This window comes from Negadavirga shengliensis (assembly GCF_042652345.1).
Classification (GTDB): Bacteria; Bacteroidota; Bacteroidia; order Cytophagales; family Cyclobacteriaceae; genus Negadavirga; species Negadavirga shengliensis.
In genome coordinates, this window is sequence record NZ_JBHSJJ010000001.1 from 612086 (window position 1) to 636770 (window position 24685).

General features: G+C 45.0%; 28 protein-coding genes and 1 pseudogene. 13 read left to right on the top strand and 16 right to left on the bottom strand.

Annotated features, from left to right (window positions below; all coding sequences use genetic code 11):
- The first annotated feature begins 146 nt into the window (after positions 1-146).
- Positions 147-809: a deoxyribose-phosphate aldolase gene (gene deoC / locus ACFPFU_RS02510; protein ID WP_377061169.1), complete on the top strand. Its 663-nt coding sequence runs from the start codon at positions 147-149 to the stop codon at positions 807-809.
- 2 nt (positions 810-811) lie between these two features.
- On the opposite strand, the gene ACFPFU_RS02515 is transcribed toward deoC, so the two are convergent.
- Positions 812-1996 carry a Na/Pi symporter gene (locus ACFPFU_RS02515; RefSeq protein WP_377061171.1) on the bottom strand — a complete coding sequence of 395 codons (1185 nt, stop codon included), beginning with the start codon at positions 1994-1996 and terminating at the stop codon, positions 812-814.
- A 299-nt stretch (positions 1997-2295) separates the two neighbouring features.
- Between ACFPFU_RS02515 and ACFPFU_RS02520 the strand changes: the two genes are divergently transcribed.
- The 4 genes from ACFPFU_RS02520 (at position 2296) to ACFPFU_RS02535 (ending at position 7240) form a co-directional block, all read left to right on the top strand.
- Positions 2296-3426, top strand: a complete 1131-nt coding sequence (locus ACFPFU_RS02520) for a hypothetical protein (RefSeq protein WP_377061173.1) — start codon at positions 2296-2298, stop codon at positions 3424-3426.
- Between the two features lie 5 nt (positions 3427-3431).
- Positions 3432-3875 (top strand): nucleoside deaminase, encoded by a 444-nt coding sequence (locus tag ACFPFU_RS02525; protein WP_377061401.1) that lies wholly within the window; start codon positions 3432-3434, stop codon positions 3873-3875.
- Between the two features lie 114 nt (positions 3876-3989).
- Positions 3990-4598: a superoxide dismutase gene (locus ACFPFU_RS02530; RefSeq protein ID WP_377061175.1), complete on the top strand. Its 609-nt coding sequence runs from the start codon at positions 3990-3992 to the stop codon at positions 4596-4598.
- Between the two features lie 206 nt (positions 4599-4804).
- Entirely contained in the window at positions 4805-7240 is a 2436-nt protein-coding gene (locus ACFPFU_RS02535) for a TonB-dependent receptor (protein ID WP_377061177.1), read from the top strand.
- 122 nt (positions 7241-7362) lie between these two features.
- Here ACFPFU_RS02535 and ACFPFU_RS02540 read toward each other — a convergent pair whose 3' ends face one another.
- The 3 genes from ACFPFU_RS02540 to xerD form a co-directional block, all read right to left on the bottom strand.
- Positions 7363-7827, bottom strand: coding sequence for a MaoC family dehydratase (locus tag ACFPFU_RS02540; protein WP_377061179.1), 465 nt, complete (start codon positions 7825-7827; stop codon positions 7363-7365).
- 175 nt (positions 7828-8002) lie between these two features.
- Positions 8003-8545 carry a Clp protease ClpB gene (locus tag ACFPFU_RS02545; RefSeq protein ID WP_377061181.1) on the bottom strand — a complete coding sequence of 181 codons (543 nt, stop codon included), beginning with the start codon at positions 8543-8545 and terminating at the stop codon, positions 8003-8005.
- Positions 8546-8610: 65 nt separating this feature from the next.
- Positions 8611-9510 carry a site-specific tyrosine recombinase XerD gene (gene xerD, locus ACFPFU_RS02550; protein ID WP_377061183.1) on the bottom strand — a complete coding sequence of 300 codons (900 nt, stop codon included), beginning with the start codon at positions 9508-9510 and terminating at the stop codon, positions 8611-8613.
- 170 nt (positions 9511-9680) lie between these two features.
- Between xerD and aroQ the strand changes: the two genes are divergently transcribed.
- The 7 genes from aroQ to ACFPFU_RS02585 all read left to right on the top strand — a co-directional run bounded on the left by aroQ (position 9681) and on the right by ACFPFU_RS02585 (position 17872).
- Positions 9681-10106, top strand: coding sequence for a type II 3-dehydroquinate dehydratase (aroQ, locus tag ACFPFU_RS02555; RefSeq protein ID WP_377061185.1), 426 nt, complete (start codon positions 9681-9683; stop codon positions 10104-10106).
- Positions 10107-10115: 9 nt separating this feature from the next.
- Complete coding sequence (locus ACFPFU_RS02560) at positions 10116-11177, top strand: aminotransferase class V-fold PLP-dependent enzyme (protein WP_377061187.1); 1062 nt, start codon at positions 10116-10118, stop codon at positions 11175-11177.
- A gap of 265 nt (positions 11178-11442) precedes the next feature.
- Positions 11443-12021, top strand: coding sequence for a MarC family protein (locus tag ACFPFU_RS02565; protein WP_377061189.1), 579 nt, complete (start codon positions 11443-11445; stop codon positions 12019-12021).
- Between the two features lie 506 nt (positions 12022-12527).
- Positions 12528-14651 (top strand): hypothetical protein, encoded by a 2124-nt coding sequence (locus ACFPFU_RS02570; protein ID WP_377061191.1) that lies wholly within the window; start codon positions 12528-12530, stop codon positions 14649-14651.
- A gap of 207 nt (positions 14652-14858) precedes the next feature.
- On the top strand, positions 14859-15668 hold the full coding sequence (locus tag ACFPFU_RS02575) for a cyclase family protein (protein WP_377061193.1): 810 nt from the start codon (positions 14859-14861) through the stop codon (positions 15666-15668).
- A 323-nt stretch (positions 15669-15991) separates the two neighbouring features.
- Complete coding sequence (locus ACFPFU_RS02580; RefSeq protein WP_377061195.1) at positions 15992-16366, top strand: BlaI/MecI/CopY family transcriptional regulator; 375 nt, start codon at positions 15992-15994, stop codon at positions 16364-16366.
- A gap of 252 nt (positions 16367-16618) precedes the next feature.
- Entirely contained in the window at positions 16619-17872 is a 1254-nt protein-coding gene (locus ACFPFU_RS02585; protein ID WP_377061197.1) for a M56 family metallopeptidase, read from the top strand.
- A gap of 248 nt (positions 17873-18120) precedes the next feature.
- Here the strand turns inward: ACFPFU_RS02585 and ACFPFU_RS02590 are convergent, their stop codons facing one another.
- The 4 genes from ACFPFU_RS02590 to ACFPFU_RS02605 form a co-directional block, all read right to left on the bottom strand.
- Positions 18121-18432 carry a type II toxin-antitoxin system RelE/ParE family toxin gene (locus tag ACFPFU_RS02590; RefSeq protein ID WP_377061199.1) on the bottom strand — a complete coding sequence of 104 codons (312 nt, stop codon included), beginning with the start codon at positions 18430-18432 and terminating at the stop codon, positions 18121-18123.
- Positions 18413-18652: an addiction module protein gene (locus ACFPFU_RS02595; RefSeq protein WP_377061201.1), complete on the bottom strand. Its 240-nt coding sequence runs from the start codon at positions 18650-18652 to the stop codon at positions 18413-18415. Before ACFPFU_RS02595 ends, ACFPFU_RS02590 begins: the two co-directional genes overlap by 20 nt.
- A 51-nt stretch (positions 18653-18703) precedes the next feature.
- Positions 18704-18838 (bottom strand): hypothetical protein, encoded by a 135-nt coding sequence (locus ACFPFU_RS02600; RefSeq protein WP_377061203.1) that lies wholly within the window; start codon positions 18836-18838, stop codon positions 18704-18706.
- Between the two features lie 108 nt (positions 18839-18946).
- Complete coding sequence (locus tag ACFPFU_RS02605) at positions 18947-19252, bottom strand: hypothetical protein (RefSeq protein WP_377061205.1); 306 nt, start codon at positions 19250-19252, stop codon at positions 18947-18949.
- 109 nt (positions 19253-19361) lie between these two features.
- Here ACFPFU_RS02605 and ACFPFU_RS02610 point away from each other — a divergent pair, with 109 nt between their 5' ends.
- Positions 19362-19529: a DNA-binding protein gene (locus tag ACFPFU_RS02610; RefSeq protein ID WP_377061206.1), complete on the top strand. Its 168-nt coding sequence runs from the start codon at positions 19362-19364 to the stop codon at positions 19527-19529.
- Between the two features lie 145 nt (positions 19530-19674).
- On the opposite strand, the pseudogene ACFPFU_RS02615 reads toward ACFPFU_RS02610, so the two are convergent.
- The 8 genes and pseudogenes from ACFPFU_RS02615 to ACFPFU_RS02650 all read right to left on the bottom strand — a co-directional run.
- Positions 19675-19887, bottom strand: a pseudogene (locus ACFPFU_RS02615) (type II toxin-antitoxin system RelE/ParE family toxin); the annotation flags it as partial.
- Between the two features lie 86 nt (positions 19888-19973).
- Positions 19974-20207 carry a hypothetical protein gene (locus tag ACFPFU_RS02620; RefSeq protein ID WP_377061208.1) on the bottom strand — a complete coding sequence of 78 codons (234 nt, stop codon included), beginning with the start codon at positions 20205-20207 and terminating at the stop codon, positions 19974-19976.
- Positions 20208-20493: 286 nt separating this feature from the next.
- Positions 20494-21363 carry a T9SS type A sorting domain-containing protein gene (locus ACFPFU_RS02625; protein WP_377061210.1) on the bottom strand — a complete coding sequence of 290 codons (870 nt, stop codon included), beginning with the start codon at positions 21361-21363 and terminating at the stop codon, positions 20494-20496.
- Positions 21364-21592: 229 nt separating this feature from the next.
- Positions 21593-21973, bottom strand: a complete 381-nt coding sequence (locus ACFPFU_RS02630; protein ID WP_377061212.1) for a hypothetical protein — start codon at positions 21971-21973, stop codon at positions 21593-21595.
- A gap of 2 nt (positions 21974-21975) precedes the next feature.
- Positions 21976-22467 carry a hypothetical protein gene (locus ACFPFU_RS02635; protein ID WP_377061213.1) on the bottom strand — a complete coding sequence of 164 codons (492 nt, stop codon included), beginning with the start codon at positions 22465-22467 and terminating at the stop codon, positions 21976-21978.
- A 741-nt stretch (positions 22468-23208) separates the two neighbouring features.
- Positions 23209-23568 carry an RHS repeat domain-containing protein gene (locus tag ACFPFU_RS02640; RefSeq protein WP_377061215.1) on the bottom strand — a complete coding sequence of 120 codons (360 nt, stop codon included), beginning with the start codon at positions 23566-23568 and terminating at the stop codon, positions 23209-23211.
- A 37-nt stretch (positions 23569-23605) separates the two neighbouring features.
- A complete protein-coding gene (locus tag ACFPFU_RS02645) occupies positions 23606-24331 on the bottom strand; it encodes a hypothetical protein (RefSeq protein WP_377061217.1) in 726 nt (241 codons plus the stop codon).
- Between the two features lie 107 nt (positions 24332-24438).
- A complete protein-coding gene (locus ACFPFU_RS02650; protein WP_377061219.1) occupies positions 24439-24675 on the bottom strand; it encodes a hypothetical protein in 237 nt (78 codons plus the stop codon).
- Between the last annotated feature and the right edge of the window lie 10 nt (positions 24676-24685).

Sequence of the window (24685 nt, forward strand, 5' to 3'; positions counted from 1 at the left end):
TGAAAGGAAAAATGATATATTCTATATTTGCTGTATAACATGATGAAAAAACCCGACATATTTCCATTTTGTAGGTAAAAATTTGTGATTGGTACATTGATTGAGCGAAACCGGCTTTTAAAAAACCATTTCAGAAGTCAAAAGACATGAAAAACCTTCATCTATACCTGGAACACACTTTGTTAAAAGCAGACGTCTCACAGGCACAAATTGAGGAGCTTATCCAGCAGGCAAAAATTTATCAGTTCCGCGGGTTGTGCGTGCCCCCTTTTTGGGTAAAGAAAGTAAAGCGGGACTTAAAAGAAAGCGATACCCAGGTGGTGACGGTAATCGGTTTTCCTTTCGGCAACAACCTCACCGAAAGCAAGCTTGCCGAATGTCAGCATGTCATTCAAAACGGAGCGGATGAACTGGACGTGGTGTGGTCCTTGACGGCTTTCAAATCGGGAATGAACTGGCCAAAAATAGAATTGGCCAAACTTGCCGGTTATTGCCATGACCATGAAAAGATCATGAAGGTGATTCTTGAAACGGCTTATCTGAGCAACGATGAGATCCTCACCGCCTGTGAAATCTGCCGCGATGCGGGGGCGGATTTTGTTAAGACCTCTACGGGTTATGCCTCTGAGGGGGCCAAAGCAGATACCGTCCGCCTGATGAGATCCGTTTTGCCAAGCCAGGTAGGCATAAAGGCGAGCGGCGGCATCAAAACCCTGGAACAGGCACTCGAAATGATTCATGCAGGGGCGGACAGGATAGGTACCAGTTCCGGGCATTTGATCATGGAAGCATTAAAAAATCAACGCTGATCCTACTTCTTTTTTTCTTCCACCACTACTTCTTTCGAAGCCGAATAGGGCGGATGATCGGTGTGTTTTGGATGGTCAGACTTGTTGAAATAGATAAGAAAAAAAGGGATAACAAAAAATGTCAGGAGGATATAGGCAAATCCTACAAAACGTGTCTTCACCGTCTGTTTGCCAAACATGCTGGCTAATTTGACGGGAATCCGGCGGACAGAGGGGAATGGCAGAAATATCAGGGCGCCTATGGTATTGAACAGCAGATGGACAACGGCCACGCTGATGGCCGCTTCTGTCTTGTAGAGCGCGGCAATGGCCGCTGTAATGGTGGTTCCGATGTTGGCGCCCATGATAAACGGAAAAACCCTCTTCAGCGCAATTCTACCTGTAGCCACCGCGGTCACCATTAATGACGTGGTAATGGTACTGGACTGCACCGCAGCCGTAAAGAACAAGCCATACGTAAAAGAACGCAAGGGCACCTTAAATATATGTTTGCTTACCTTTTTGAAGTTCGGGGTAATAAGCGTTTTATAGGCCAAAGACGACAGGATCTTGATGGACGCAATAAGCATCAATATGCCCGCGGCCAGCGCCAAAAAAACCTGGTGCAGCAGAGCTGAAAGATATATGCTTAAGGGCCTTAGAAAGAAGCCGTGGTAGGTATAGTCCCTGTCAAACCGGCTTTGATCCATAAAAAATGTATGGGTAAGGAACTGGGCCGTATGGCTGAGGACATCAAAATACACTTCAAGTGGCAACAAAATAACCACGGTGATGATATTAAAAAAATCATGCAGCACACCTGCCGACAAGGCTTTCCTGAACTCTTTTGTCTTCATAATATAACCGAAAGCCACCAGGGTACTGGTAAGGGTAGTGCCAATATTCGCGCCCATTATCAGGGGAACCGCTTGGGAAAGACTGATTTGGCCTGATGCCACCACCGCCACCACCATGGCAGAAACCGTGGAGCTGGACTGGATAAGGGCGGTCATGAGCAAACCAATAAACAGCCCCACGAAGGGGTTATAGGTAGCCATGAAAATATTATTGGCCACTTCATTATTAAGCCTTGCCAGAGAGTACGTCAAAAAATCGATAGCAAACATGAACAACAGCAATCCGAATATGACGGAAAACACCAAAAGGATATTTTGCCTGTATGTGGTAGCCGGGCTGTTAATCGTCATCCAAAGCGCTTTAGGATAGGATATGAAATTGATGCAAAGTACGTACAAGCACCAGACAATTGCACATAAATGATATGAAACTTATGTTAAAATTAATAAATATGACGGACTTCACCCATATAACCTGCCTGGATAAGAACTGTCCGGATCATATTATTTTTGCAGGATGTTTTACTGTCAACGATAGTTCCCTTATTTTTATAAAAAAACCGGGTTTGCCTTCACTTAACAATTTGTTAATATGCATCTCTAAGAATCTTATTTAACTTTGTCGCTGAATTTTACCGCCAAAACCAGATATGGCCAAACTCAAAGATCAAAATATTAATCAGGACGCTTTATCCAAGGCAGCTTATTCACTTTTTGATTTTACAAAGAAACAAAAATCCTTTCTTTTGATTATTTGCATTTTGGTTTCCTTCGCCGGAATCATTACGCCTTACACCTATGCAGCCATGTGGTTTGGGTTCGCGCTGGCGGCGTATTCCGCCATCGCAAATGACAGCATACAAACCATCGGTACATTTATTGCCTCCAATCAAAAACAGAAATGGTATTTTTTATGGTTGTTTATGGGATTGATTTTCGTGGCAACCGTCACCTACAGTTGGATTACTTATGGCGGAGATGTCAGTTATCAGCGTCTGCGTGTAGATGGCCTGGACCAGGCACCCCAAAACTTTGTATTCCTTCAATTGGCAGCACCTATTGTATTGCTGGTGATGACCCGTTTGAGAATGCCGGTCTCCACGACATTTTTGCTGCTGAATGTTTTCACCTACAAAGCCGGCACCATCATAGGCGTGATGCAAAAAAGCTTCGTCGGATATATTCTTGCCTTTATCATTGCGGTGCTGGTTTGGTTTTCACTGGAAAAATTCGTCAAAAACTACCTCAAGGGAAAACCAAGGCCCTACTGGTATTTTCTTCAATGGATTACCTCAGGATCCTTGTGGGCAGTTTGGATCATGCAGGACGCTGCCAACATCGCGGTGTTCCTCCCCAGGGAACTGGGGTTGTATGAATTTTTGGCCTACACCGGCTTTGTGTTTCTGGGCCTCGGGTTTCTGTTCTACCTGAAGGGTGATAAAATCCAGGGAATCGTCAATGAAAAAACCCGTGTAACGGATGTGCGGGCGGCTACCATTGTGGATTTGGTATATGCGGTCATCTTATTTTACTTCAAATCCTACAGCAATATGCCCATGAGTACTACCTGGGTATTCATCGGTTTGCTGGGTGGCAGGGAGCTCTCCATTGCCCTTGCCAAGTCCAAAAAGCTTAAAAAACGGAAAGCCCGCCTGGTTCGCGCCTACCGGCTGGCAAAAAATGACTTTGTCAAAGCGGGCATCGGGTTGATCATCTCCCTTATTTTGGCCCTGATCATCAACGAAGGGGTGAGAGAAGAGATTTTGGGATTGATTTTTTAATCGTGATGGAATTATATACCGATGCACATTGGATGGGGGAAGCTCTAAAACAAGCGAAAATAGCTTTCGAAGAAGGGGAAATACCCGTAGGGGCGGTAATGGTCTGTCGCAACCGCATCATCGCAAAGGCATATAACCAGACCGAAAAGCTCACTGACGTGACAGCGCATGCGGAAATCCTCGCGTTGACTGCCGCATCCAATGCCTTGGGGGCAAAATACCTGCCCGAATGCAAATTATATGTCACCCTGGAACCCTGTGTGATGTGTGCAGGCGCCTGTTTCTGGGCTCAGTTAGGAGAGTTACACTTCGCGGCGTCAGACCCCCAAAGAGGCTACAATACCATATCCCAACCACTTTTGCATCCGAAAACCAAAGTTTTCCAAGGACTGATGGAAACAGATGCCACGCGATTATTGAATGATTTTTTTAAAAATCTGAGAAATTAGAGATTCCTGAAATTTTTAGAACCATTTTTGTGGATGTTTGGTTTGTAAAATAGGTTTTTTAACGGACCTATTACCATCAACTTAATTTTATGTTTAACTCAAAATCACGAGAAAATGGCTTTTGAACTTCCCAAATTACCCTACGACACCAATGCTTTGGAACCACACATCGATGCCAAGACCATGGAAATACACCATGGCAAGCACCATAACGCCTATGTAACCAATCTCAACAAAGCCATAGAAGGCTCGGATTTGGAAAGCAAAAGCATCGAGGAAATCATGAAAAATGTTTCTTCTGCCTCTGCAGCAGTAAGAAACAATGGTGGCGGACACTATAACCATTCGCTTTTCTGGACTGTCCTTTCTTCTAATGGTGGAGGAGAACCCTCAGGTGAACTGGCGGACGCCATCAAGAGTAAGTTCGGTTCTTTCGATAAATTCAAGGAAGAATTCAACAATGCCGCCGCCACCAGATTCGGTTCAGGTTGGGCGTGGCTTTCAGTGAACAACGGAGGTGAATTGCAGGTAAGTTCTACGCCCAATCAGGATAATCCATTGATGGATGTGGCCGAAACCAAAGGCACACCTATTCTTGGCCTGGACGTATGGGAGCATGCCTATTATCTCAACTACCAAAACAGAAGACCGGATTACATTGCCGCGTTTTGGAATGTAGTAAACTGGGATGAGGTAAGTAAAAGATACGCTGCTGCCAAATAAAACCGGGCTCTATGACATTTGAACTCCATCAAAACCCTCGGTATCGAGGGTTTTTTTGTACCTTTACCGAACAGTTAAATTGTCCGTTTTTGATACAGTCGAAAAATCTCTTTTTGTCATAAGCTGCTGATAATCAGCGTTTTAAAAATTAATTTCCGGTTTGGCATCTTTTTTCAAATAGTTGTGAACACACATCTATTGAAACCATGAAAATTTCTACTCAAATTTTTGCCACTGCTTTCTTTTTTCTTCTAGGCCTCAGCCACCTGGCGGCACAAAGCCCATCCAGCACGCTCTCCGGAAAAGTCAGTGATGTAAAGGGAAAGGCAATACCTTATGCCAATATAGCTTTGCTGGAAGAAGGAACCGAAGAATTGATTGCCGGCGCCGTAACTGACGAAGAAGGTCACTTTTTGCTTCAAACCGCCGCAGGGGGCAAGGCGACGCTTGCTGTTTCTTCCATAGGTTTTGTAACCCAAAAAAGCGATGTTTTCACATTAGAGGCGGGATTAAAAAAAGATTTCGGAAACCTCTCCCTTCAAGAGGAAGTGGCTTCCCTCAATGAAGTCACCGTCAATGCAGCCAGACCAAATATCGTCATTGAGGCTGACAAGACCATTGTCACCGTAGAAGGAACGGTTATGGCCGAAGGCAATACGGCTTTGGACGTGCTGGGAAGATCACCAGGTGTATACGTTGATGCCGATGGCAACATCAATCTGAATGGCCGATCCGGGGTGGTTGTTTTGTTGGACGACAGACAGACCTATATGAGTGCTGCGGACCTGGCCAATTTCCTCCGGGCCATGCCCGCTGACAACATCAAAAGCATCGAGGTCATCAACAACCCTTCTGCAAGGTATGATGCGGAGGGTGCTGCGGGGGTGATCAACATCAAACTCAAGAAAAACAACTTTAACGGCACCAATGGGAATATCAACGTGGGTAGCCGGTATAATGGGCTGAATGCACCTTTTGCCGGTGCTACAGTGAATATGAAAAGAGGGAAATGGACCACCAATGCCAGCCTGAATTATAACGAATGGGCGCAATTTAACGATTTGGAGATCCTTCGGCGTTTTCAACTGGAGAATGGCCTGTCCGAATTTGACCAGGAAGCCAGATTAAAATTGGTAAGAAAGAACCTCTTTTTTTCAGGAGGTGCTGATTACCAAATCAATGAGCAGCATAGTTTGGGCATCAACCTGCAGGCCTCTTCCCAAAACGGAAAAGAAGACGGAAAATCCCTTACCAACATTTCCAACCCGGAGAACAATGATGTCAATTACCTCAATGCCATCAATGACAGTAAATCAGACAATAGTCGGCTTTTTGGAAATTTCCACTATATCGGAAAGCTCGATACTTTGGGAACAAAAATCACTGCCGATGTTGATTTCACTAAAATGGACGCCAGCAGTCTGAGTATGTTGAACAACAGCTACTGGTTGAATGATGCTACGGATTTGGCCTCGATGGACAGGATCAGGACAGGCAATGAAATGGCCTATACCATCTTTACTGCCAAAACGGATTTTACCAAACCGCTGGGAAAAGGAAAAGAGCTGGAAACCGGTATCAAAGGAAGTTGGGTCCGCTCTGACAATGATCTTGATATTTCCCGGAGCGTGGAGGAAGGCCCTTTTGAGCCCAATCAAAACAGCAACCATTTTATCTACCACGAGAATGTTTTGGCCGCCTATGCTTCTTACAAGTCTTCGATTGGGGAAAAGATGAATTTTCAGGCCGGATTAAGAGGAGAGTATTCGGATATCACCGGTAACTCCATCACCTCCAACCAAATCAACAAGCAGGAATATTTTAATCTGTTCCCCAGCATGTACTTACAGCATAAACTGAACAAAAACTATCAGATCGTCTATAATGTCAACAGAAGAATCACCAGACCCAACTACAGATTGTTGAACCCCTTCGTGTTTTACATTGACCCGCTGACCATGGAAAAGGGAAATCCCCAGCTGAGACCGCAGTATGCCAACAACTTTGAAATGAACCATATCATAAAGGATTCATACCAGTTTACGCTGACCTATTCACAGACGGAAAATGCTTTTGGGCAGATCATGATCCAGGATGATGAAACCAGAATCACCACCATACAGATTCAGAATTTGGATAAAATACAGCACATGGGGGTGAGAATGATGTTGCCAGTGGAACTGGCTGACTGGTATGCCACCACAAACATGCTGCAGTTCAATGCAAAACGGTTTCAGTCACAACTGGAGAGTGGATTGTTGGATGTGAGCCAGTTCTCCTTTATGGCCCGGACCCAGCACAACATCACACTTCCCAAAGGTTTCAAAATAGAAATGGTGGGCATGTACCTAAGCCCTTTCAGAGAAGGACAGATCAAAATAAGTGGTTTGGCCTGGATGGATGCAGGCGTTACGAAATCCTTTAACGACGACAAATTTAGTCTTACCGTCAACGGTAATGACTTATTCAGAACCCAGCGGTTTAATGTGTTTATCAATTTTGACCAGATCAATACCGATGTACGTCAGTACAACAACACACAAGCGTTACGGGTGACCTTGAGATGGAAATTCGCTCAGGGGGAAAACTTCAGGGTATCGCAGAGAAGCGGTAGTACTGAAGAGCAAAACAGGCTTGACTAAGCAAAAATAAGGTTTTTTAACAATGATAAAAGCAGCATCCTGTGGATGCTGTTTTTATTTTATCCCCGCTTAAACCCAGTCTGGCTGCTGATTTCTACCTTGCGAAGTCCAGCGAAATGTTTTTATAAAAAATGGTATAAAAATATCAGGTTGGCTGACAGCGCCGGTTTTTTTTGATCTTTGATTTCGATTTTTACTTTCATTTCTGTTTTGATGGTCCCTCGGAGGTCGCTGATGCCTGCAAGTGTAGCTCTCATGCGGATTTCGTCATCTACTTTAACCGGATTGGCAAACCGAAGACCGTCAATACCATAATTGACCATCATTTTAAGATTATTGACCCTTACAATCTGGTCCCAAAGATAGGGTACAAGAGAAAGGGTGAGGTATCCATGGGCGATGGTCGAACCAAAAGCTCCTTCATTTTTGGCACGCTCGGGGTCAGTATGAATCCATTGGTGGTCCAAAGTGGCGTCCGCAAAAAGATTGATCTGGTCCTGGGTAACCTTATGGAACTCCGAAACCCCCAATTCCTTCCCTGTGTACTCCTTGAACTCTTCGAAACTATTGATAATCAATCGACTCATATATACGCATTTGGTTAAAAAATTGAAATTATTGAAAATGTACGGTAAATAAAATAAAAATATCACCTATTCCCCTTCAGAGGGAGCTGAATCCCCCGTGTCAGAAAAGTCCCTGCCGGAAAAAACCGGTTCTCGGTAAACCCGCGAAACCGAACGAAAATAAAAATAAGAGCCGTTATCCGTATATTTTTGTCCGCCGTTTGGCACGGTAATAGAGATACCCCAAAGCCACTGTACTCAAAAAGAAAATCAAACTGATCCATTCATAGGTCCTCTGGGCAGCCTGTTTTTCGCGGATGTCTTCATCTTTGTTTTGAATCGCTCTTTTGAGCTTGACAATATCTGCCTCCGCTTTCTGCGCAATGTACTTATAATCTTCCTTCTCGTGGCTGATTTCAGTGGTTTCTATGTTTTTGAGCAGTTCCAATTCCTGTATGATCTGATTATCCTTTTGAATAATTCTACCCATCCACTCATTGGTAGCCGTCATATCCTTTTTTGTTCTGTTACCAAAAATGCCGGATTTCTGGCTTTCCGATTCCTGCCACTGACGGTGAAGCAGCTCCCTTTCCTGCACCAGTTTGTGGAGTTTCTCCTGAGCTTCCACTGCATTTGAGATAAAGGATAAAAATACCAATAAGCCCATCGCCCCTATAAAACGGGCCTTGAGCACACCGCAGGACCGATTCGCAAGCAGCGATTTATTGTACTTCTCCATGATGACATTCCGTATACGGATTTCCATTACTCAAATAACATGCCTATTCTTCCAAAACTCCGTTCTTATTTTCTGGGGTGAAAAGTATTCAGGACCTGGCGGAGGTATTCGCGGTCCAAATGGGTGTAAATTTCCGTGGTAGTAATGCTTTCATGGCCCAACATTTCCTGAACCGCCCGTAGGTCCGCCCCCCCTTCAATCAGATGCGTAGCAAAACTGTGACGGAAAGTGTGGGGACTCACTTTTTTCCGGATCCCTGCTTGCCCGGCCAGTTTCTTGATGACCAAAAAGACCATCACGCGCGTCAGCTTTTTGCCGCGACGGTTGAGAAACACATATTCCTCATGGCCCCTGGCAATGGTTTGTTGCCTTCTCACATCATCCAGGTAGATGTTCAGGTATTTTTTGGCATCACTGCCTATAGGCACCAATCTTTCTTTATTGCCCTTACCCAAAATCCGTAGAAATCCAATGTCCGCATAGATGTGGCCGATTTTGAGATTGACCAGCTCAGATACCCTTAGACCGCTGCTGTAAAGGATCTCCAGCATGGCCCTGTTTCTATGGCCTTCAGGACTGCCCAGCTCTATGGTTTCAAGCATCTTTTCTATTTCCAGGTAATTCAGCGTGTCGGGAAGTTTACGGGTAAGCTTGGGAGCTTCCAAGAGCATGGCTGGATTTTCCTCCATTTTATCCTCATATATCAGGAATTTGTAAAAGGCCTTGATGCCGGAAATAATCCGGGCCTGGGTGAACTCAGAAATTTCCAAGCTGGCCAAATCATTCACAAAATACCGCAGATGCTGGAGTTTGACATCAAGGGGGGAAAGCTCCGCATCTCTTTTCTCCAAGTAAGCCGCCAGTTTTTCCACGTCCTGGATATAAGCCAGTATGGAATTGGGACTGAGCGAACGTTCAATCTTCAGGTAATACTCAAAGGCTTTGATCTCTTTCCTCCAGGACATTTTTTCTATAAAATTGCTGGGAAGATAAAGATTTTTTGGAAAATACGCCTTGGTTCTGCTGCGCCTCAAAATTAATTTCTGCTCAAAAAGTATATCAATAAATCCTGTACTTAATCCCTGATTGCTTAACTTTGACGGTTTTAACGGATAAACTGAAAAATTGACAGAAATTGAAGATCCTGATCATCAACGGGCCCAACCTCAACCTGCTGGGTAAGCGGGAACCTGAAATTTACGGCAGCCAATCTTTTGAGGATTTTTTTGCCACATTGGTAGAAAAATATCCGGACATTGAACTGGCATATTATCAGAACAATGTGGAAGGGGAACTGGTCAGCAAAATCCATGAAGTGGGTTTTTCCTATGATGGGATACTTCTCAATGCCGGCGCCTATACCCACACTTCCGTGGCCATTTCCGATGCCATAGCAGGGGTGACCACTCCGGTCATCGAAGTTCATATTTCCAATATTTACAAAAGAGAGGAGTTCCGCCATAAAAGCATTATTTCCAAGGAATGCATCGGCATGATTGCCGGTTTAGGCCTGGATGGATATGAGTTGGGAATACAATACTTTAAGTCTAAAACCAAATAAAGGGTTAAAATGTCTACAATCACATTTGCACCGGGCCCATCAAAGGTCTATGAGCGGCTGCCGGATTATTTCCATGATGCGTACCAACAAGGCATCCTCAGTGCCAACCACCGCAGCGCTGTATTTATGGACCTGTACAGGGACACGGAAAAACTCATCCAGGAAAAGTTGGCCGTCCCCTCAGACTACCGGTTGCTGTTTACCTCCAGTGCAACGGAAAACTGGGAAATCATCACCCAGTCCTTGGTGGAAAAAGCCTCCTATCATATTTTTTCCGGGTCTTTTGGAAAAAAATGGTATGGGTTTGCCAAACACATTATCCCCGAAACCGATGCCCTGCAACTGGACAAAAACCAGGAAATCCATGTAGATGAGTTGGACATCTCTGATGCTTTCGACATCATTGGCATCACCCAAAACGAGACCTCCAATGCCACCCAGGTAAAAAACAGCACCATCGCGGCCATCGCATCGAAATATCGGGATACAATGATCGCTGTGGACACCACTTCTTCCATGGCGGGGATCTATCTGGATTTTACCTTGGCCGACATCTGGTACGCTTCCGTTCAAAAGTGCTTCGGTTTGCCGGCTGGATTGGGTATCCTCGTCCTGTCGCCCAAAGCCGTGGCCAAAGCCAAAAACAAAGGGGAAAAAGGAAGGTATAACAGCCTCAATTTCATGCTGGAAAATGCGGACAATTACCAAACACATTATACCCCCAATGTGCTGGGCATCTACCTGCTGAAAAGGACCTTGGAGGATATCCCCGGCATCCGGGAAATCAATGAAAAGACCGAAAAAAGGATGCAGGAACTTGAGGATGTGATCGGGGCTTCTAAATCACTGTCGTTTTTGGTTACCAATCCTGCTACCAGGAGCCGAACCGTTTTGGGTGTGTCGGGAGAAGAAAGTTTTATCCAGAACATCAAAAAAGCCGCGGAAAAAGCAGGCATGCAGTTGGGAAGCGGATATGGACCATTGAAACCTACTAGTTTCCGCATCGCCAATTTTCCCGCAATTTCCGATGAGGAGTATGAAAAACTGGTGAATTTCCTAAAAGCCTATTAAGGACCGTTTACTTCATTACCAATTAGCCGGATTTTCAGGGAATTTAATTTTGGAAAAACAAAATTCTTAGAGGAAGGTGGAAATCGACATGAAAATAAATAAGGGGTAGGCCGGTTCAATTCTCCAGCCCATAGACCCTTTTGTAATAATGCCGGGAACTTAATGGTTTTTGGGTTGGGCAGGCCGTGGAATCCGTCTACCAAACTTTCCTGGTTTTTGATATATATCGGAATTATACACTTATTTTTGTGGAAAATTTTCTATTATGTTTGATTTCAGGGAAATTTTATCGGTCACACTTATCCTTTTTTCTGTGATAGATATATTGGGTTCCATCCCTATCATCATCAACCTGAGAAAAAAAGTAGGCCATATACAATCCGAAAAAGCCACCATTGCCGCCGGGGTACTGATGGTAGCCTTTCTCTTATTGGGAAAGTCCATCCTGAACTTATTCGGTATCGGTGTGGATGATTTTGCCATTGCCGGTGCCCTGATCATTTTTGCCTTGGGGGCGGAGATGATCCTGGGCATAGAAATTTTCAAACCGGATCCTGAAGCCAGCTCTACCAGTACTTCCATTGTACCCATAGCATTCCCCTTAATTGCAGGCGCCGGCACGCTCACCACCATCCTTACCCTCAAATCAGAATATACCCAGGCCAACATTGCCGTCGGCATCGTAATCAATCTTATTGTGATTTATATTGTTTTGAAAAGTACCAACTGGCTGGAAAGGAAATTGGGGCAAACCGGCTTGGATGTGCTTCGCCGGATCTTTGGAATCATTCTGCTATCCATCGCCATCAAGATCTTCAAAACCAACGTGTTCCCCGAAATATAAAAATCCGGATAGTACAGGATAAGACTTCCGTTGTTGGATTTTATTTCCGTATTTCAGCTTGCAAACAGGACTTGGGGCGTAAATAAATGGTACCTGAGTTTCCAACTATCGAAGATTTTAAACAGAGGCAAACCCGCGCAGCGGGTGGAATTACTATACCCGGGAACGGAAATCCTCAATCCTGTGGACGGATTTTACAGGATCGGAATTGAATATCATATACAGTAGCGGCAATCGAGTGGGTTGGTGCCATCTTCCTTGCTGTCATGTGGCTTAAGCAACTACAAATATTGAAAAATTTATTCTATAAGGAAGAACACTGAAAATTTGATAGAAAACCCATGTTTGATTGCTTATATTAAAATGATTATATTGGATTTCCATTTTGTAGTATAATTATTTGACAAACTAAAGCTTAATCTAACATGCAGTCGAATAACACTATCCCTCCAATGTCCTTTTCTCATCGAAAAAAAAAGGACTACCTTAACCGTTCATCACTTTATTTGTTTCTGCTGATCTTGATATCAGGACTGATCTCCTGTGAACGGGACACCGAATCCGTTTCCATGGGAGAAGACGATATCGCGGGCGTAGTCAGGGGTCCCAACGGACCGGAAGCCGGTGTATGGGTCATTGCCGAAACACATGACCTTCCTACCCGCTACGCCAAAATTGTGGTGACGGACGATGAAGGAAGATATTTGATTCCTGAATTACCCGATGCCAGTTACTCCGTTTGGGTAAGGGGATATGGCCTGGTGGATTCACCCAAAAAAACCGTCAAGCCAGGCAGCCAGGTAGATCTGGAAGCAATAGTCGCGGATGATCCCCGTGAAGCAGCGGAATATTATCCAGCAGGTTACTGGTTTTCTTTATTGGATGTACCCGACAAAAGCCATTTTCCCGGAGATGGTCCTGACGGAAATGGAATAGCTCCGCATATCAAAACCCAAGCCCAGTTCTTAAGAGATGTAAAATCCGGCACCTGTCTGGCCTGCCACCAGTTGGGAAGCAAAGGTACCCGGGAACTCCCCGAAAACCTGGGGACTTTCGATTCGTCAGTGGATGCTTGGGAACGGAGATTGCAATCCGGCCAGGCTGGCGGCATGATGGTCTCCGCTGTCCACCAATGGGGCAGGGACAAAGTCCTGGAAATGTTTGCTGACTGGACTGACCGCATAGCGGAAGGGGAAGTTCCTCCCACACCACCCCGGCCTGAAGGTATAGAAAGAAATGTGGTGATCACCCAATGGGATTGGGCCGACCCAAAGGCATACCTTCACGACCTGGTCTCTACCGACCGGAGGGATCCTACAGTCAACGCGAATGGCCTTATTTATGGCGCATTGGAAGCCAGCGCTGATTATTTGCCGGTACTGGATCCGGTAAATCACACCATCAGTCAGGTGCCTTTAACCGTCCGCGACCCCAATACCCCGGTGGCTTCGGGGCCAGATATGCCGCAGCCGTCCCCTTACTGGGGAGATGAACCCATATGGAACAGCAAGACCAATGTTCACAATCCCATGTTTGATGACCAAGGGAGGGTTTGGATCACGGCTGCTGTACGGCCGCCGGACAACCCCCCTGTTTTCCGGGAAGGTTCCGACCACCCCTCGGCCAAAGCGTTCCCTGTTTCGAGGGCAGGCAGACATCTGGGCGTATATGATCCTGAAACTGAAGAATATACCCATATCAGCACCGGTTTCAGCACGCACCATTTGATGTTTGCAGAGGATGAAAACAATACCTTGTGGACCAGTGGCGGGGGACAGGTCATCGGCTGGCTGGATACAAAAAAATTTGATGAAACGGGGGATGAAGTGGCCTCCCAGGGCTGGACACCGCTTATTCTGGACACCAACGGCAATGGCAAGCGTGACGATTACGTGGAACCGGATGATCCGATTGATCCTAACAAAGACAAACGGATTGCCAGAGGCCTCTATGCCGTCTCCCCGGCACCCGATGGATCGGTATGGGGCTCCAACTTGGGATATCCCGGGGCGGTTATCCGTCTGGAACCGGGCCCTAACCCTGTTGAAACGGCTCTGGTGGAATATTATGAACTGCCCCTGGATGAAAATGACGAGCCTATAGAAGGCTTCTCCCCCCGGGGTATGGACATTGACCGGGATGGGGTGGCCTGGGTGGCACTGGCCAGCGGCCACCTTGCCAGTTTCGACAGGCGGAAGTGCAACGGACCGCTTAACGGGCCTGACGCCACGGGCCAGCATTGCCCGGAAGGCTGGACTTTCTATACAGAGCCCCTTCCCCAAATGAAAGGCGTGGATTATTCAGGAAGTGCAGAATCCAGCTATTATACCTGGGTGGACCAGTTCAACACCCTGGGGCTCGGGGAAAATATCCCCATCAACACCGGCAATGAATCCGAAGGACTGCTGGTGCTGAAAGACGGTGAATGGGTGGTACTGCGTGTACCTTATCCCATGGGCTTCTATACCAAATGGATGGATGGCCGGATAGATGACCCGGATGCGGGCTGGAAAGGAAGGGGGATATGGGCAACCATCAGTACCCGTACGCCTTTTCATATGGAAGGAGGAAAGGGCACCACCAGCAAGGTGTACAAATTCCAGATGCGGCCTGATCCATTGGCAAGATAAAATCAGCCCTTTTGATCCAGGGACCGGGAACAAGCTACCTGCCCGGCCCCTGGGTTTCTATGTCACCAAGCAACTGGAGAAAAAACCTTGCAGCCCGTTAAGAACCCAATGAACGCGCTTGATTTCATTTTCCGGATGGACATGCCTGAATGGCTGTTGTAGCTTACCCGTTTTTATTGAATTTGCTACCATTCATTAATTCCGGCCATGAGAGCCTTCTTGTGTATCACTTTCGTCTGTTTCTTCGTTTCCTGCACCGGAAACAGCGGGCCGCAAGCAAACGAGTTCCCGGAAAACGGTGAATGGGTGGATCTCAGTTATGATTTTTCACCGGAAACCCTGTACTGGCCAGCCGAAAAAGAAGGTTTTAGCCTGGATACCGTTGCCGTGGGCATGACAGGCGGTGGCTATTATTATGCTGCTTTTTCTTTTTGTGCCCCGGAACACGGGGGCACGCACCTGGATGCACCGGTTCATTTTGCCGAAGGAAAGGATCCGGTGGATAAGCTCCCTCCGGAGCAATTGATAGGGCCCGCGGTGGTCATCAATATTTCTGAAAGCGCTTTACAGGACCGTGATTATCAGGTCAGCGTAGAGGACCTCCTGAGCTGGGAAGGGGCAAACAACCGGATCCCGGATAATACCATTGCGCTGCTTTATACTGGATATGGGAGATTTTATCCGGATGCGGAGAAATATTTCGGCACAAGCCTCAAAGGAGAGGAGGGAGTGGCCAATCTCCATTTTCCGGGGCTTTCCCCCGAAGCGGCTATCTGGCTGGTGAGGGAAAGGAACATCAAAGCGGTGGGGATTGATACGCCCAGTATAGACTATGGACAGTCCAAGGATTTTCGTACCCATAGGGAATTGATGAAAGAAAACATCCCGGCTTTTGAGAATGTGGCCCATCTGGAAAAGCTTCCCGCAAAAGGAGCCTATGTAATAGCCCTTCCCATGAAAATCAAGGGTGGGAGTGGCGCCCCCTTGCGGATCATTGCGCGGGTACCTGTCCCATAAGTTTATTGAATGGATTTAACCTCCACTGAGATCCAGAACTACCTGCCTTAATGAGAAAATAGGGTAGATGTATTGACTTCAGTTGTTATAAAAAGCCGTTGGAAATGGTTGCGGATTATGCAGTCAATCCCGACCATGCCCCTGAATGGTATGTAAATATAAAATCAACAGAATGGAAAACTGCCAGAACGTTGGTCTCCAAGCAGTCTTATTATCAATCTTTTACCGGGGAGAATCGATCACGATTAAATAGTTAATATATTTTTTTCGTAATTCTACGAGTTTTTCGTAGGAAATTAGAAATTTATAGTTTACATTTGAATATGGAAAGATTGACACCTACAGAAGAACAGATTATGAACATCATATGGAAGTTGGAAAAAGCGGTCATCCGGGAGGTTTTGGACAATTTGCCCGCACCGAAGCCTCCTTATACCACACTGGCTTCCCATATCCGGCAATTAGAGAAAAAAGGCTACCTGGATCATCATGCATTTGGGACCACCTTCCAATATTTCCCCTTATTGACACAGGAAGCCTATCGCCAAAACAGTACCCGGCGATTAATAAACCAGCATTTTGAGGGCTCCGCCAAAAACTTCCTTTCCTTTTTGGTAAAAGAGGAAAAATTATCCGGAGAGGATTTGGCGGAATTGAAAAAAATGATCGATGAAGCCGCGAAAAACAAGAAACCATGAAATCGAGCATGACGGAATCGTCACCCGGAGACATGATTATCACACATGCGGGATTCTCCCGAATCAAGTTCCCCGAAACCAGTAAGGGACAGGCTGGGCAGGTTATCCCGACCTGAAGTGCGGGACAAGTTATGACCATTGAAAAACAAATTATAAACAGATGAAATCGAGCATGACGCAAGCGACACACAGAGGGATGATTATAATACATGCGAGATTCCATATGGCCTATTAAGAACAAATTATAATCATATGAAAGCCCTCCTTCAATTTCTCCTGGAAGCCAGCAGTTGTATTTGCCTTTTATACGGCTTATATATTTGGCTTTTTGCAAAAACCACGCATTTTACCTGGAACAGGGTTTTTCTATTGGGGATGCTGATAATATCCTGCGTCCTTCCGCTGGTAAGTATTCCCACCCTTTGGCCATCTTCCTCTTCTTTTTTTGATGGTGAAAAAATAATGGTCACCTTGGAAGAGGTAATTGTTTTCCAGAAAGGGGCTTCCTCATCAATTCCCAAATTAGACCTTATCCTACTTGTGCTATCCGTGTACGTAGGGGGTGTGATATTTGGACTCTTCCGGTTTGGAGCCAGCCTATATGGAATGCTTTCCATGATCCGAAAAGCAGAAAAACATTGGGTGGAAGGCCACAGGGTTTTGATACATCCCGACTTCAAGCCTTCCTCTTTTTTACATTTTGTATTCTTGCCTGGATATACTTACAACGACCGGCCTTCAGCCCTTATATTGGCGCATGAGCAAAGCCATGTGAAAAAATATCATAGTTTGGATCTATTATTTTTGGAGGTTTTCCGCATCTTTTTCTGGTTTCACCCCTTGCTTCACTTCATCCATGAAAGTCTAAAAGAAACACATGAATTCCAGGTGGACAGGGAGATGCTCCACCACAGTGACCTAAAAGAATATGGACATTTACTTATAGACCCTTACCCCATGGCTTCAGGGCCAGCTTACATCCATTACTTTAATCAATTACAAATCAAAAAAAGAATCATGATGATGACAAAATCGAGCTCCGCAAAAAGTGTCAGGCTCAGGTATGCATTGGTGCTTCCCTGTATCGCCCTGCTAGCACTGGTTTTCTCCTGTGAAATGGAGGAAGATCTCAATATCCAAGGAACTGATGAGGTTCTTGCTTTATCCAGCACCCCTACAAAGGCGGAAGTATTTGACGTGGTGGAAGAAATGCCTACACCGAAGGGTGGTATGGAAGGCTGGAACCGTTATTTAAATGACAACCTGGTTTATCCGACATCCGCCAAGGAAGAAGGCATTGAAGGCACGGTGTATGCTGAGTTTGTAGTGGACAAATCAGGAAAAGTCCGTGATGTCAGTGTAGTGAGAGGAATTGACAGGCACTTGGATGCCGAGGCATTGAATGTGCTGAGAAATTCCCCTGATTGGACCCCTGGTAAGCAGCAAGGGCAGCCCGTAGACGTGAAAATGCGGATTCCCATAAGGTTTAGAATCAATCCTTCCTGAAATCTTGGATGTTGATTTGCAGTGTGATCATTAAGGCCATTTGGTAATCCTATGGCCTTTTTTATTCGCTTATGGTGCCAGCCTCATACCTTTCCCAAGGGTAGCCCGGTTTGCTGGACAACATGGTCGTATGTCCGTGACAGTTTCCCTATTATACAGATTTTTGCCCTGGTCATTTAAGATGCTGTCAGCATCGTACAGCGCATATATGCCGCGATGCACAGGCATCATTTGGGGGATGTGGTCGGCTATTTAAGTCTTTTCTTCCACCTTCTAGGATGCTGGTTGGTGTTAAATACAGATATGACATCAATATCGTTTCCCTTTACAACATACAAAACCAAGTAAGGAAACCGATCTACTACAAAAGCCCTGACTATCTTTTTGTAACGAATCCGATAAGTCATAGGATCGTCACCTATTGCTTGTCCAGCTGCATCAAGTGCATCTAAAAATTCTTCCCCCAAACCTTTCCTTTGACTTTCATACCAAAGATAGGACTCGTAAACATCCGCTTCGGCTTCTCCGGACAGCCGGAAATTATAGGGCCTCTTTCGCACCGTTTCTTATCCTGCTCTTTACCGTATCCCATGGGGAAAACTCCATTTCCCCATTTCCATACTTCTCAAGCCTGCCGTCCAGTTCCTCCTTCTGTTCCGCATTTAATTCAAAGGAGCGTTCCTGTTGCTCTTTAAGCCCTTGAAGTTGTTTAATGACAGCCTTATCCTGAAGTTCGGTAAGCCAGTGTATCAGGTCTATTTTGACAGATTGTATATCCATACTTATCATAATTTTACACTTTAAAGTTAACGATTTATTTATGTAATTGATTCATACCAGTGGATGGTATTTCTGGACCACCGTGTTCAGTTCCTCCAGGCCCGTCTGCCGGTATCTTTCCGTTGAACTCCGGCTTTTATGGACCGCAAACACCTCTACGACCCGCAGGCCTCCTCCTTCTTTCAAAAGGTTGGCGATCAGGTTCTGACGGATGGTGATCGCATTGAGGTTCCGGGCCGGGATCGTATGCGCCCTCCGGCATAAAAAGCGGTTTGAAGGTTCAGATAGTTGATATCATCGGCTTTGACGGCATTTCCATGCACAAGCAAAATCAGCCTGCCGGATTTTCCGAAAACTCATGTTTGTTGGCGGCGTTTTTGTCAGCACATGCCTGCCCTGGTCATATAAGATGCTGTCAGCATTGTACAGCGCATATACGCCACGGCGCACAGGCATCATATAGGCCTCAGGGGCGTCTTTCCTGCGGAGTTGGGTCACCATCAGGTGCACGATGTTCAGCGCCGCGATGGCATTCGACGAGGCGGAACGGGTGGTGCTGGCTGAAAATTCCAAAAGCTCCTTTTCCAGCCACGTCTTCATCCCCCAGCCGGCCACCGATCCGGGATTCAAGGTCTTTTTGTTGGGGTTGTGGTATTAAATCTTGCTGCCTGGCCACCACTGATTCTTGGTTGGGTAATCCCCGAATCGAATGAACGATGCTTGTGTCGTGTCGCTGGACTATCTGGTCGGCGAGGGAGTCAACAGCTCCTTCGACAAAAAAACCGTAAAACGCCTCCAGGACATCGAAAAACTGCAGCCCGAGGAGAGGGAACACATCTTTGCGCTGATGGACGCATTCCTGTTCAAGTGCCTTTAAAAAATAAACACTCCATAAAACCATCCGTGAGTGCTGGCGTGGCTTTTTGCAGACGACCGATGACGAACACCGCTTAACCTGTTACCGTTGTCTTTACTCCAAACCTGGCTTCAGAGCGGGGTTGCCGGTCCTGTGCGGGGGCTGTTTATACTTTAAATTTCTTCGGATCTTTCCGGTTGGGCCTAAAGCTCACAACCTCTATATGGTCTTCTTGGATGCGGTAATAAATACTCGTCTGTTTACTGAAAGTACATTTTCTCAGACCTTTCCGTCTGTTGGATCTACGGTACATCTCTGGGGCTTTCGATATCCGGTCCAGCGACTTTTCGATGCAGACATAGATTTCCTTCGCCTTCTTCTGCCCGAACTTCCGAACGACCTATTCCAACAATTCTATTTCTTCATGCCTGGCACGAAGAGAATAGCGAACCGCCAATGCCAAACCTAAAAGTTGAACCGTTTTTTGATTTCCTCACGGATGGATTCATGGGACACGTACTGGCCTTTATCCAGCTGCTCCAACCCTTCATCGATGGCAGCCCGGTCTTCCGCACTTAGCTCTTCCCAAAAATCCACTTCATCCTCAATGTTTAAAAGTGATTTGATAGCATTCAAAACCCGCTCGTCATTGCTGTTGATGATTTCCGATATAATTCTGTATTTTACCGCAATGTCCATTTGATGGTATTTTATTTGTCCCTTAAAGTTAACGATTTTTATGTTCAGTTAAGTTTCCTTTATCCCAGCGGATGGTATTTCTGTACCGCCGCACGTAATTCCTCCAGACTTGTCTGACGGTATTTCTCCGTTGAACTCGGGTTTTTGTGCCCTACAAACACCTTTTATCAAAGCTGCCAAACTCAAAAGTATTGCCGCCTTATAATGAAAAAAGCCCGGACTATTACCGGACTTTTGCTATTGTAAAATTTTATGTCTATTCTTTTGCTGATTGCCGTATAATGACTTAGTTTACAATGACTCTTTTTGTTTCTACAAAACCGTCTTTAAATGTTGCTTTGATGTAGTAAGTTCCTTTCCCTAAGTGAGCAAGACTCACCTTATTGTTTTTTCTGACTATTACCTCTTCAGATAAATCAGCAACTTTTATGTTGTTTCCATTGAATACTTCGATGGAAACGGGTAACGATGGCCCTTCTCCTCCGTAAGTCATATCTTCCATTATAAGCTTTTCTTCCAAATCGGCAAATTGGATAGTGACTTTATCATCTGTCGGGACAGGATAAACCATCATAGATGCCCCAGGCGGATCATATACATAGATGCTTGTTTGGGCAGAAGGGACGGTACATCCATTACTCATGGTTACGAATATATATCGGCCTTGCTGATTATATGCTGGCTTATCAAAAAGTACTGTGTTTGCATATTGACCATAAATGGATATTCCGGGAACACTTGGCTGGGTTGCAAATGAATAAGTAGTATGTGGAGTTCCATAAACATCAATTTGATGTGCACCAGTACTTGCTTCGAATGAGGGGTACGTCCCATATGATATTGTCCCGTTGTCTATTTGGGCGTGCGTCAACTTGGAAGGATAATTGCACTGATAGTAACTAGATGGATTACCATAAGCAGGTGGAACATCACCTGGCGCATGTCTTACCAATGGTCCTCCTCCCCATTTTGAGAAAAACCTGTTTGTTACGTTTACTACGATTGCTGAGTGATCGTACTGATAACGTACTATTACACCCGGTAGCGTAGTATTCGCTGTTGGCATAAAACTTTGATCATTTATATAGGTACTAACTGCACCGCCATATAATCCGGGTTCCCGTAGGCATTCTTGTCTTCCATTTACATATTCCATGCATAGCCATGACAATTATATGCGTTACTTGAATTTGAAATTATCACTGCTGATGGCCCATAATATCCACTTTCAACCAGATCGTCAAATGCATCCATGTCTGATTGCGTTTGAGTATACTGGAAATATGAATAGGTAGGTACCAATGTGCCTTTTGGAGTATAGATGTTTTGCCCAAAAAGAGAGAAGGAAACTAATGTGAAAAAGAGGAAAAGTTTATAAGAGGTTTTCATGGCCAGTTTTTGGTTTTTAAAACTTTGATTGTTCGAATGTTTTTCATGAAATCATTATAGCTAACATCAAGTAGATCTGTGTCAAAGGCTACGTCTCCCCGACAGTCAAAAATAGTTTGCATAGGAGAAGAGCTTGCTGGATCTTCTATCATAATGTATCCAGTTTTTTCAAACTCTACTATTCTTATTCGATACATATTACTCTGTTCGTCGTATTTTGCATCAAGATCAGCCAGCCACTGTAGTTCGTTTATCGGATCAGTTGTTTGGCATGCAAGTAGTAGTTCATTTAATTCAGGATTATCCTGATCAGTACTACTGCAAGATTGTGTACCCAGTGCTAGTATGATAATCGCAAGGATTGTTTTAAGTTTCATAACTATATTGTTTTAAGTTGATTTAGTATTTCTTCAATAAAATCATTGCTTATAATTCTTATGTTTGACAAAAACCTATTTAACTCTTCTTCACTTTGAAATTTGTTTTTAAGCGAATTTTGACCATTCATTATATTTGCGGCCAGAAATGCGGTAGTAAGCTTTCCTCGTCCCATAAGCTCATGTTCATTCACTAATTTTTCATCGTATTTTTTTGATACTACTCTCAAAAATTGCTCTGATTCCTCCATTGAAAGGTTTCTGCCTAAACTAAAATCAGTCATCATAAGCTCCAGCCCAGAAATGCGAGGTGAAAACTTTCCAATCTCAGCACTAACTTTTAGCTGATTGATTTGAGAAAAATCTAAATTTGAGTAGTGGTCAAATATAATATTTAAGCCCTCATCCCGAGACTTCAATTCCTTATAGGCATTAAATGTTTCAAGTGATCGTTGAAATCCAGAAAATGGATCGTCTGTTAATCCGTAATCCAAAAAAAAAAGATATTCCAGGATAAGTTCAAGCAATTGCTTGTCCGATAGCTTGGGCAGTATGTCCTCAGGGACTTGAATTGCTTTTACCCTGTCTGCGGTTGTGGGCAATGTAGCCCATTCCTCACTTCCAGGACGGATCGGATAATCCCAGTCCGTTTCTTGGGAGAATAGGGGTAAAAGACAAAAAAACAGCTAAAAATCTGATTTTTTTCATGTTTTTTGGGGTTAAAGAGTATAAAATAATGATCAATTATTGTTTCTTAAGTTACATGTTATTAAGTAAATAGTTGTAATTTTTGACAATTTTTTTTGAAAAAAGTACGATTTATCCTTTTGTTACGTTACAGATTCTTTTCTGGATACTTTCCGGAAGAAGGTTTTTGATAGTGATTTTCTTTTGCTGGATATTGGACTTCCGTTCAGTCGGGCTGCCGCTTCAATCATTTTTCCTCTCTCTTTCCCACACTTAAAAGAGATTTTCGTTCCCGTTCCTAAGTCCTCGTGTCGTTCTCAACTTTTCCTTAAACACGGGAAAATAAATGCATCTATATTAATATCATGCTCTACCTCTCCTTCTCTGACTTTTGAGTCATCCCCGCTGAATAAACTGGAAGAATGAGTATTCCCTGACCCTCCTTTTGCTAAACTTACCGTCCGATGATGTTACAAAATCAGTTACAGATTCTCCTACTTTACTGGCCATTTCACCCGTAGTTCTAACAAAGTCCTCCATTCCAGCCTTCATGGAGCCAAGTTTTTTTCAACCTGATTTGCAAAAATCCGGAATTGTGGACAATTCTCGCAAGGCATCATCCCATCCGGATCAATAAACCTCAGCGGATTGTTGAAGGCATAGTTGTAGGGCGAGTGCCTTCTCATCTGCTCAGCCAACGGATCCACTACACTCCACCTCCCAATAGCCGGATCATACATCCTAGCCCCATAATCGTATAAACCGAAATCCAGGTCGTCTTTCAGTTCCTTCCCGTTATAAAGATACCTGTTCTCCTTAACCCCTTCATACTGAAAACCCAGGCCACTCAATTCCAGCCCCCAAGGATCATAATGGGTCTCCTGCACGACCAGTGGCCCTTCGCTCATGATCTCAAAATTGTCGAACCATACGTCGTCATCGGTTTCATTTACCAGAAAGGCATACTTGTGCGCCGTGGCCTATTCCCGTCATGTGAAATATACAGATTCTTACCCGCCCTGCAAGCCGGCCTCGTCCTAAAACTGTCCACCGGACAGTTTCTTTACGGACTCGACTTTCCAAAAATTCATGTTTGTTGGCGGCATTTTTTGTCAGCACCTGCTTGCCCTGGTCATATAAAATGCTGTCGGCATCATATAACGCGTATACGCCGCGGCGCACAGGCATCATATAGGCCTCTGGGGCATCTTTCCTGCGGAGTTGGGTCACCATCAGGTGCACGATGTTCAGCACCGCGATGGCATTCGGCGAGGCGGAACGGGTGGTGCTGGCCGAAAATTCCAATAGCTCCTTTTCCAGCCGCGATTTCATCCCCCAGCCCGCTACCGATCCGGGGTTCACAGGCTTTTTGTTGGGGTTGTGGTATTTGCCGTGGACGGAAAGCCTTATCTTCTCACCCTGATAAATCCGCTGTGTCCGTGCCGGGCCCCGACTCCCCCACATTCCCGGCCCCTCCCTGTCCGCATTCAACCAGGCCACTTGGTTTCCCCTGGTGTCATCAGCCACGGCGGACAGGCTGTTGTGCCCGGAACCCAGTTGTCGGCCTGGCGGAAAGCTGTTCGAAATGCTGTTCCTCCTTTTCCGTAATAATCGTGTATGCCATACCAACTGGTTCCAAAGAAACTCAAACAGATCGATGTCGCCTAACATATTAGACCAGCTTGAAGACGGGAAGAAACAGATCATCATCAAGCTCTGTGCATTGTAAAAAAACCCGGCGTTGGCCGGACATTTTCCATGTACAGAATATAATGTCGTCAGGTCAATTTTATCATTAAAACAAAAAGCCCGACAACCACTATAAGGCCAAGTATGATATTCGAAAAACCATGCATGATGATTTCCGACTTCTCGCTTCCTTTTCTTCCGTCCCACATTTCCCTAAAACTTATAATCTCTTTCCCCCTTATTTTGTGGAGTACCGCATAAACAACCCATTTTGTTAATGCCCCGACAAACTCGAAGAAAACCGAACCTATTATACTGTCTATCATTTTTCTGAAT

Bases quoted from the DNA above. Each gene is read 5' to 3' on its own strand.
- ACFPFU_RS02645 (WP_377061217.1), bottom strand. From the start codon at position 24,331: ATGTTAGGCGACATCGATCTGTTTGAGTTTCTTTGGAACCAGTTGGTA.
- ACFPFU_RS02580 (WP_377061195.1), top strand. From the start codon at position 15,992: ATGGAAAGATTGACACCTACAGAAGAACAGATTATGAACATCATATGG.
- ACFPFU_RS02575 (WP_377061193.1), top strand. From the start codon at position 14,859: ATGAGAGCCTTCTTGTGTATCACTTTCGTCTGTTTCTTCGTTTCCTGC.
- ACFPFU_RS02545 (WP_377061181.1), bottom strand. From the start codon at position 8,545: ATGGAGAAGTACAATAAATCGCTGCTTGCGAATCGGTCCTGCGGTGTG.
- ACFPFU_RS02620 (WP_377061208.1), bottom strand. From the start codon at position 20,207: ATGGACATTGCGGTAAAATACAGAATTATATCGGAAATCATCAACAGC.
- ACFPFU_RS02515 (WP_377061171.1), bottom strand. From the start codon at position 1,996: ATGACGATTAACAGCCCGGCTACCACATACAGGCAAAATATCCTTTTG.
- ACFPFU_RS02560 (WP_377061187.1), top strand. From the start codon at position 10,116: ATGTCTACAATCACATTTGCACCGGGCCCATCAAAGGTCTATGAGCGG.
- ACFPFU_RS02630 (WP_377061212.1), bottom strand. From the start codon at position 21,973: ATGAAACTTAAAACAATCCTTGCGATTATCATACTAGCACTGGGTACA.
- ACFPFU_RS02650 (WP_377061219.1), bottom strand. From the start codon at position 24,675: ATGATAGACAGTATAATAGGTTCGGTTTTCTTCGAGTTTGTCGGGGCA.
- ACFPFU_RS02540 (WP_377061179.1), bottom strand. From the start codon at position 7,827: ATGAGTCGATTGATTATCAATAGTTTCGAAGAGTTCAAGGAGTACACA.
- ACFPFU_RS02525 (WP_377061401.1), top strand. From the start codon at position 3,432: ATGGAATTATATACCGATGCACATTGGATGGGGGAAGCTCTAAAACAA.
- xerD (WP_377061183.1), bottom strand. From the start codon at position 9,510: ATGTCCTGGAGGAAAGAGATCAAAGCCTTTGAGTATTACCTGAAGATT.
- ACFPFU_RS02535 (WP_377061177.1), top strand. From the start codon at position 4,805: ATGAAAATTTCTACTCAAATTTTTGCCACTGCTTTCTTTTTTCTTCTA.
- ACFPFU_RS02520 (WP_377061173.1), top strand. From the start codon at position 2,296: ATGGCCAAACTCAAAGATCAAAATATTAATCAGGACGCTTTATCCAAG.
- ACFPFU_RS02610 (WP_377061206.1), top strand. From the start codon at position 19,362: ATGAACGATGCTTGTGTCGTGTCGCTGGACTATCTGGTCGGCGAGGGA.
- ACFPFU_RS02565 (WP_377061189.1), top strand. From the start codon at position 11,443: ATGTTTGATTTCAGGGAAATTTTATCGGTCACACTTATCCTTTTTTCT.
- ACFPFU_RS02640 (WP_377061215.1), bottom strand. From the start codon at position 23,568: ATGAGCGAAGGGCCACTGGTCGTGCAGGAGACCCATTATGATCCTTGG.
- ACFPFU_RS02585 (WP_377061197.1), top strand. From the start codon at position 16,619: ATGAAAGCCCTCCTTCAATTTCTCCTGGAAGCCAGCAGTTGTATTTGC.
- ACFPFU_RS02530 (WP_377061175.1), top strand. From the start codon at position 3,990: ATGGCTTTTGAACTTCCCAAATTACCCTACGACACCAATGCTTTGGAA.
- deoC (WP_377061169.1), top strand. From the start codon at position 147: ATGAAAAACCTTCATCTATACCTGGAACACACTTTGTTAAAAGCAGAC.
- ACFPFU_RS02605 (WP_377061205.1), bottom strand. From the start codon at position 19,252: ATGAAGACGTGGCTGGAAAAGGAGCTTTTGGAATTTTCAGCCAGCACC.
- ACFPFU_RS02595 (WP_377061201.1), bottom strand. From the start codon at position 18,652: ATGGATATACAATCTGTCAAAATAGACCTGATACACTGGCTTACCGAA.
- ACFPFU_RS02625 (WP_377061210.1), bottom strand. From the start codon at position 21,363: ATGGAATATGTAAATGGAAGACAAGAATGCCTACGGGAACCCGGATTA.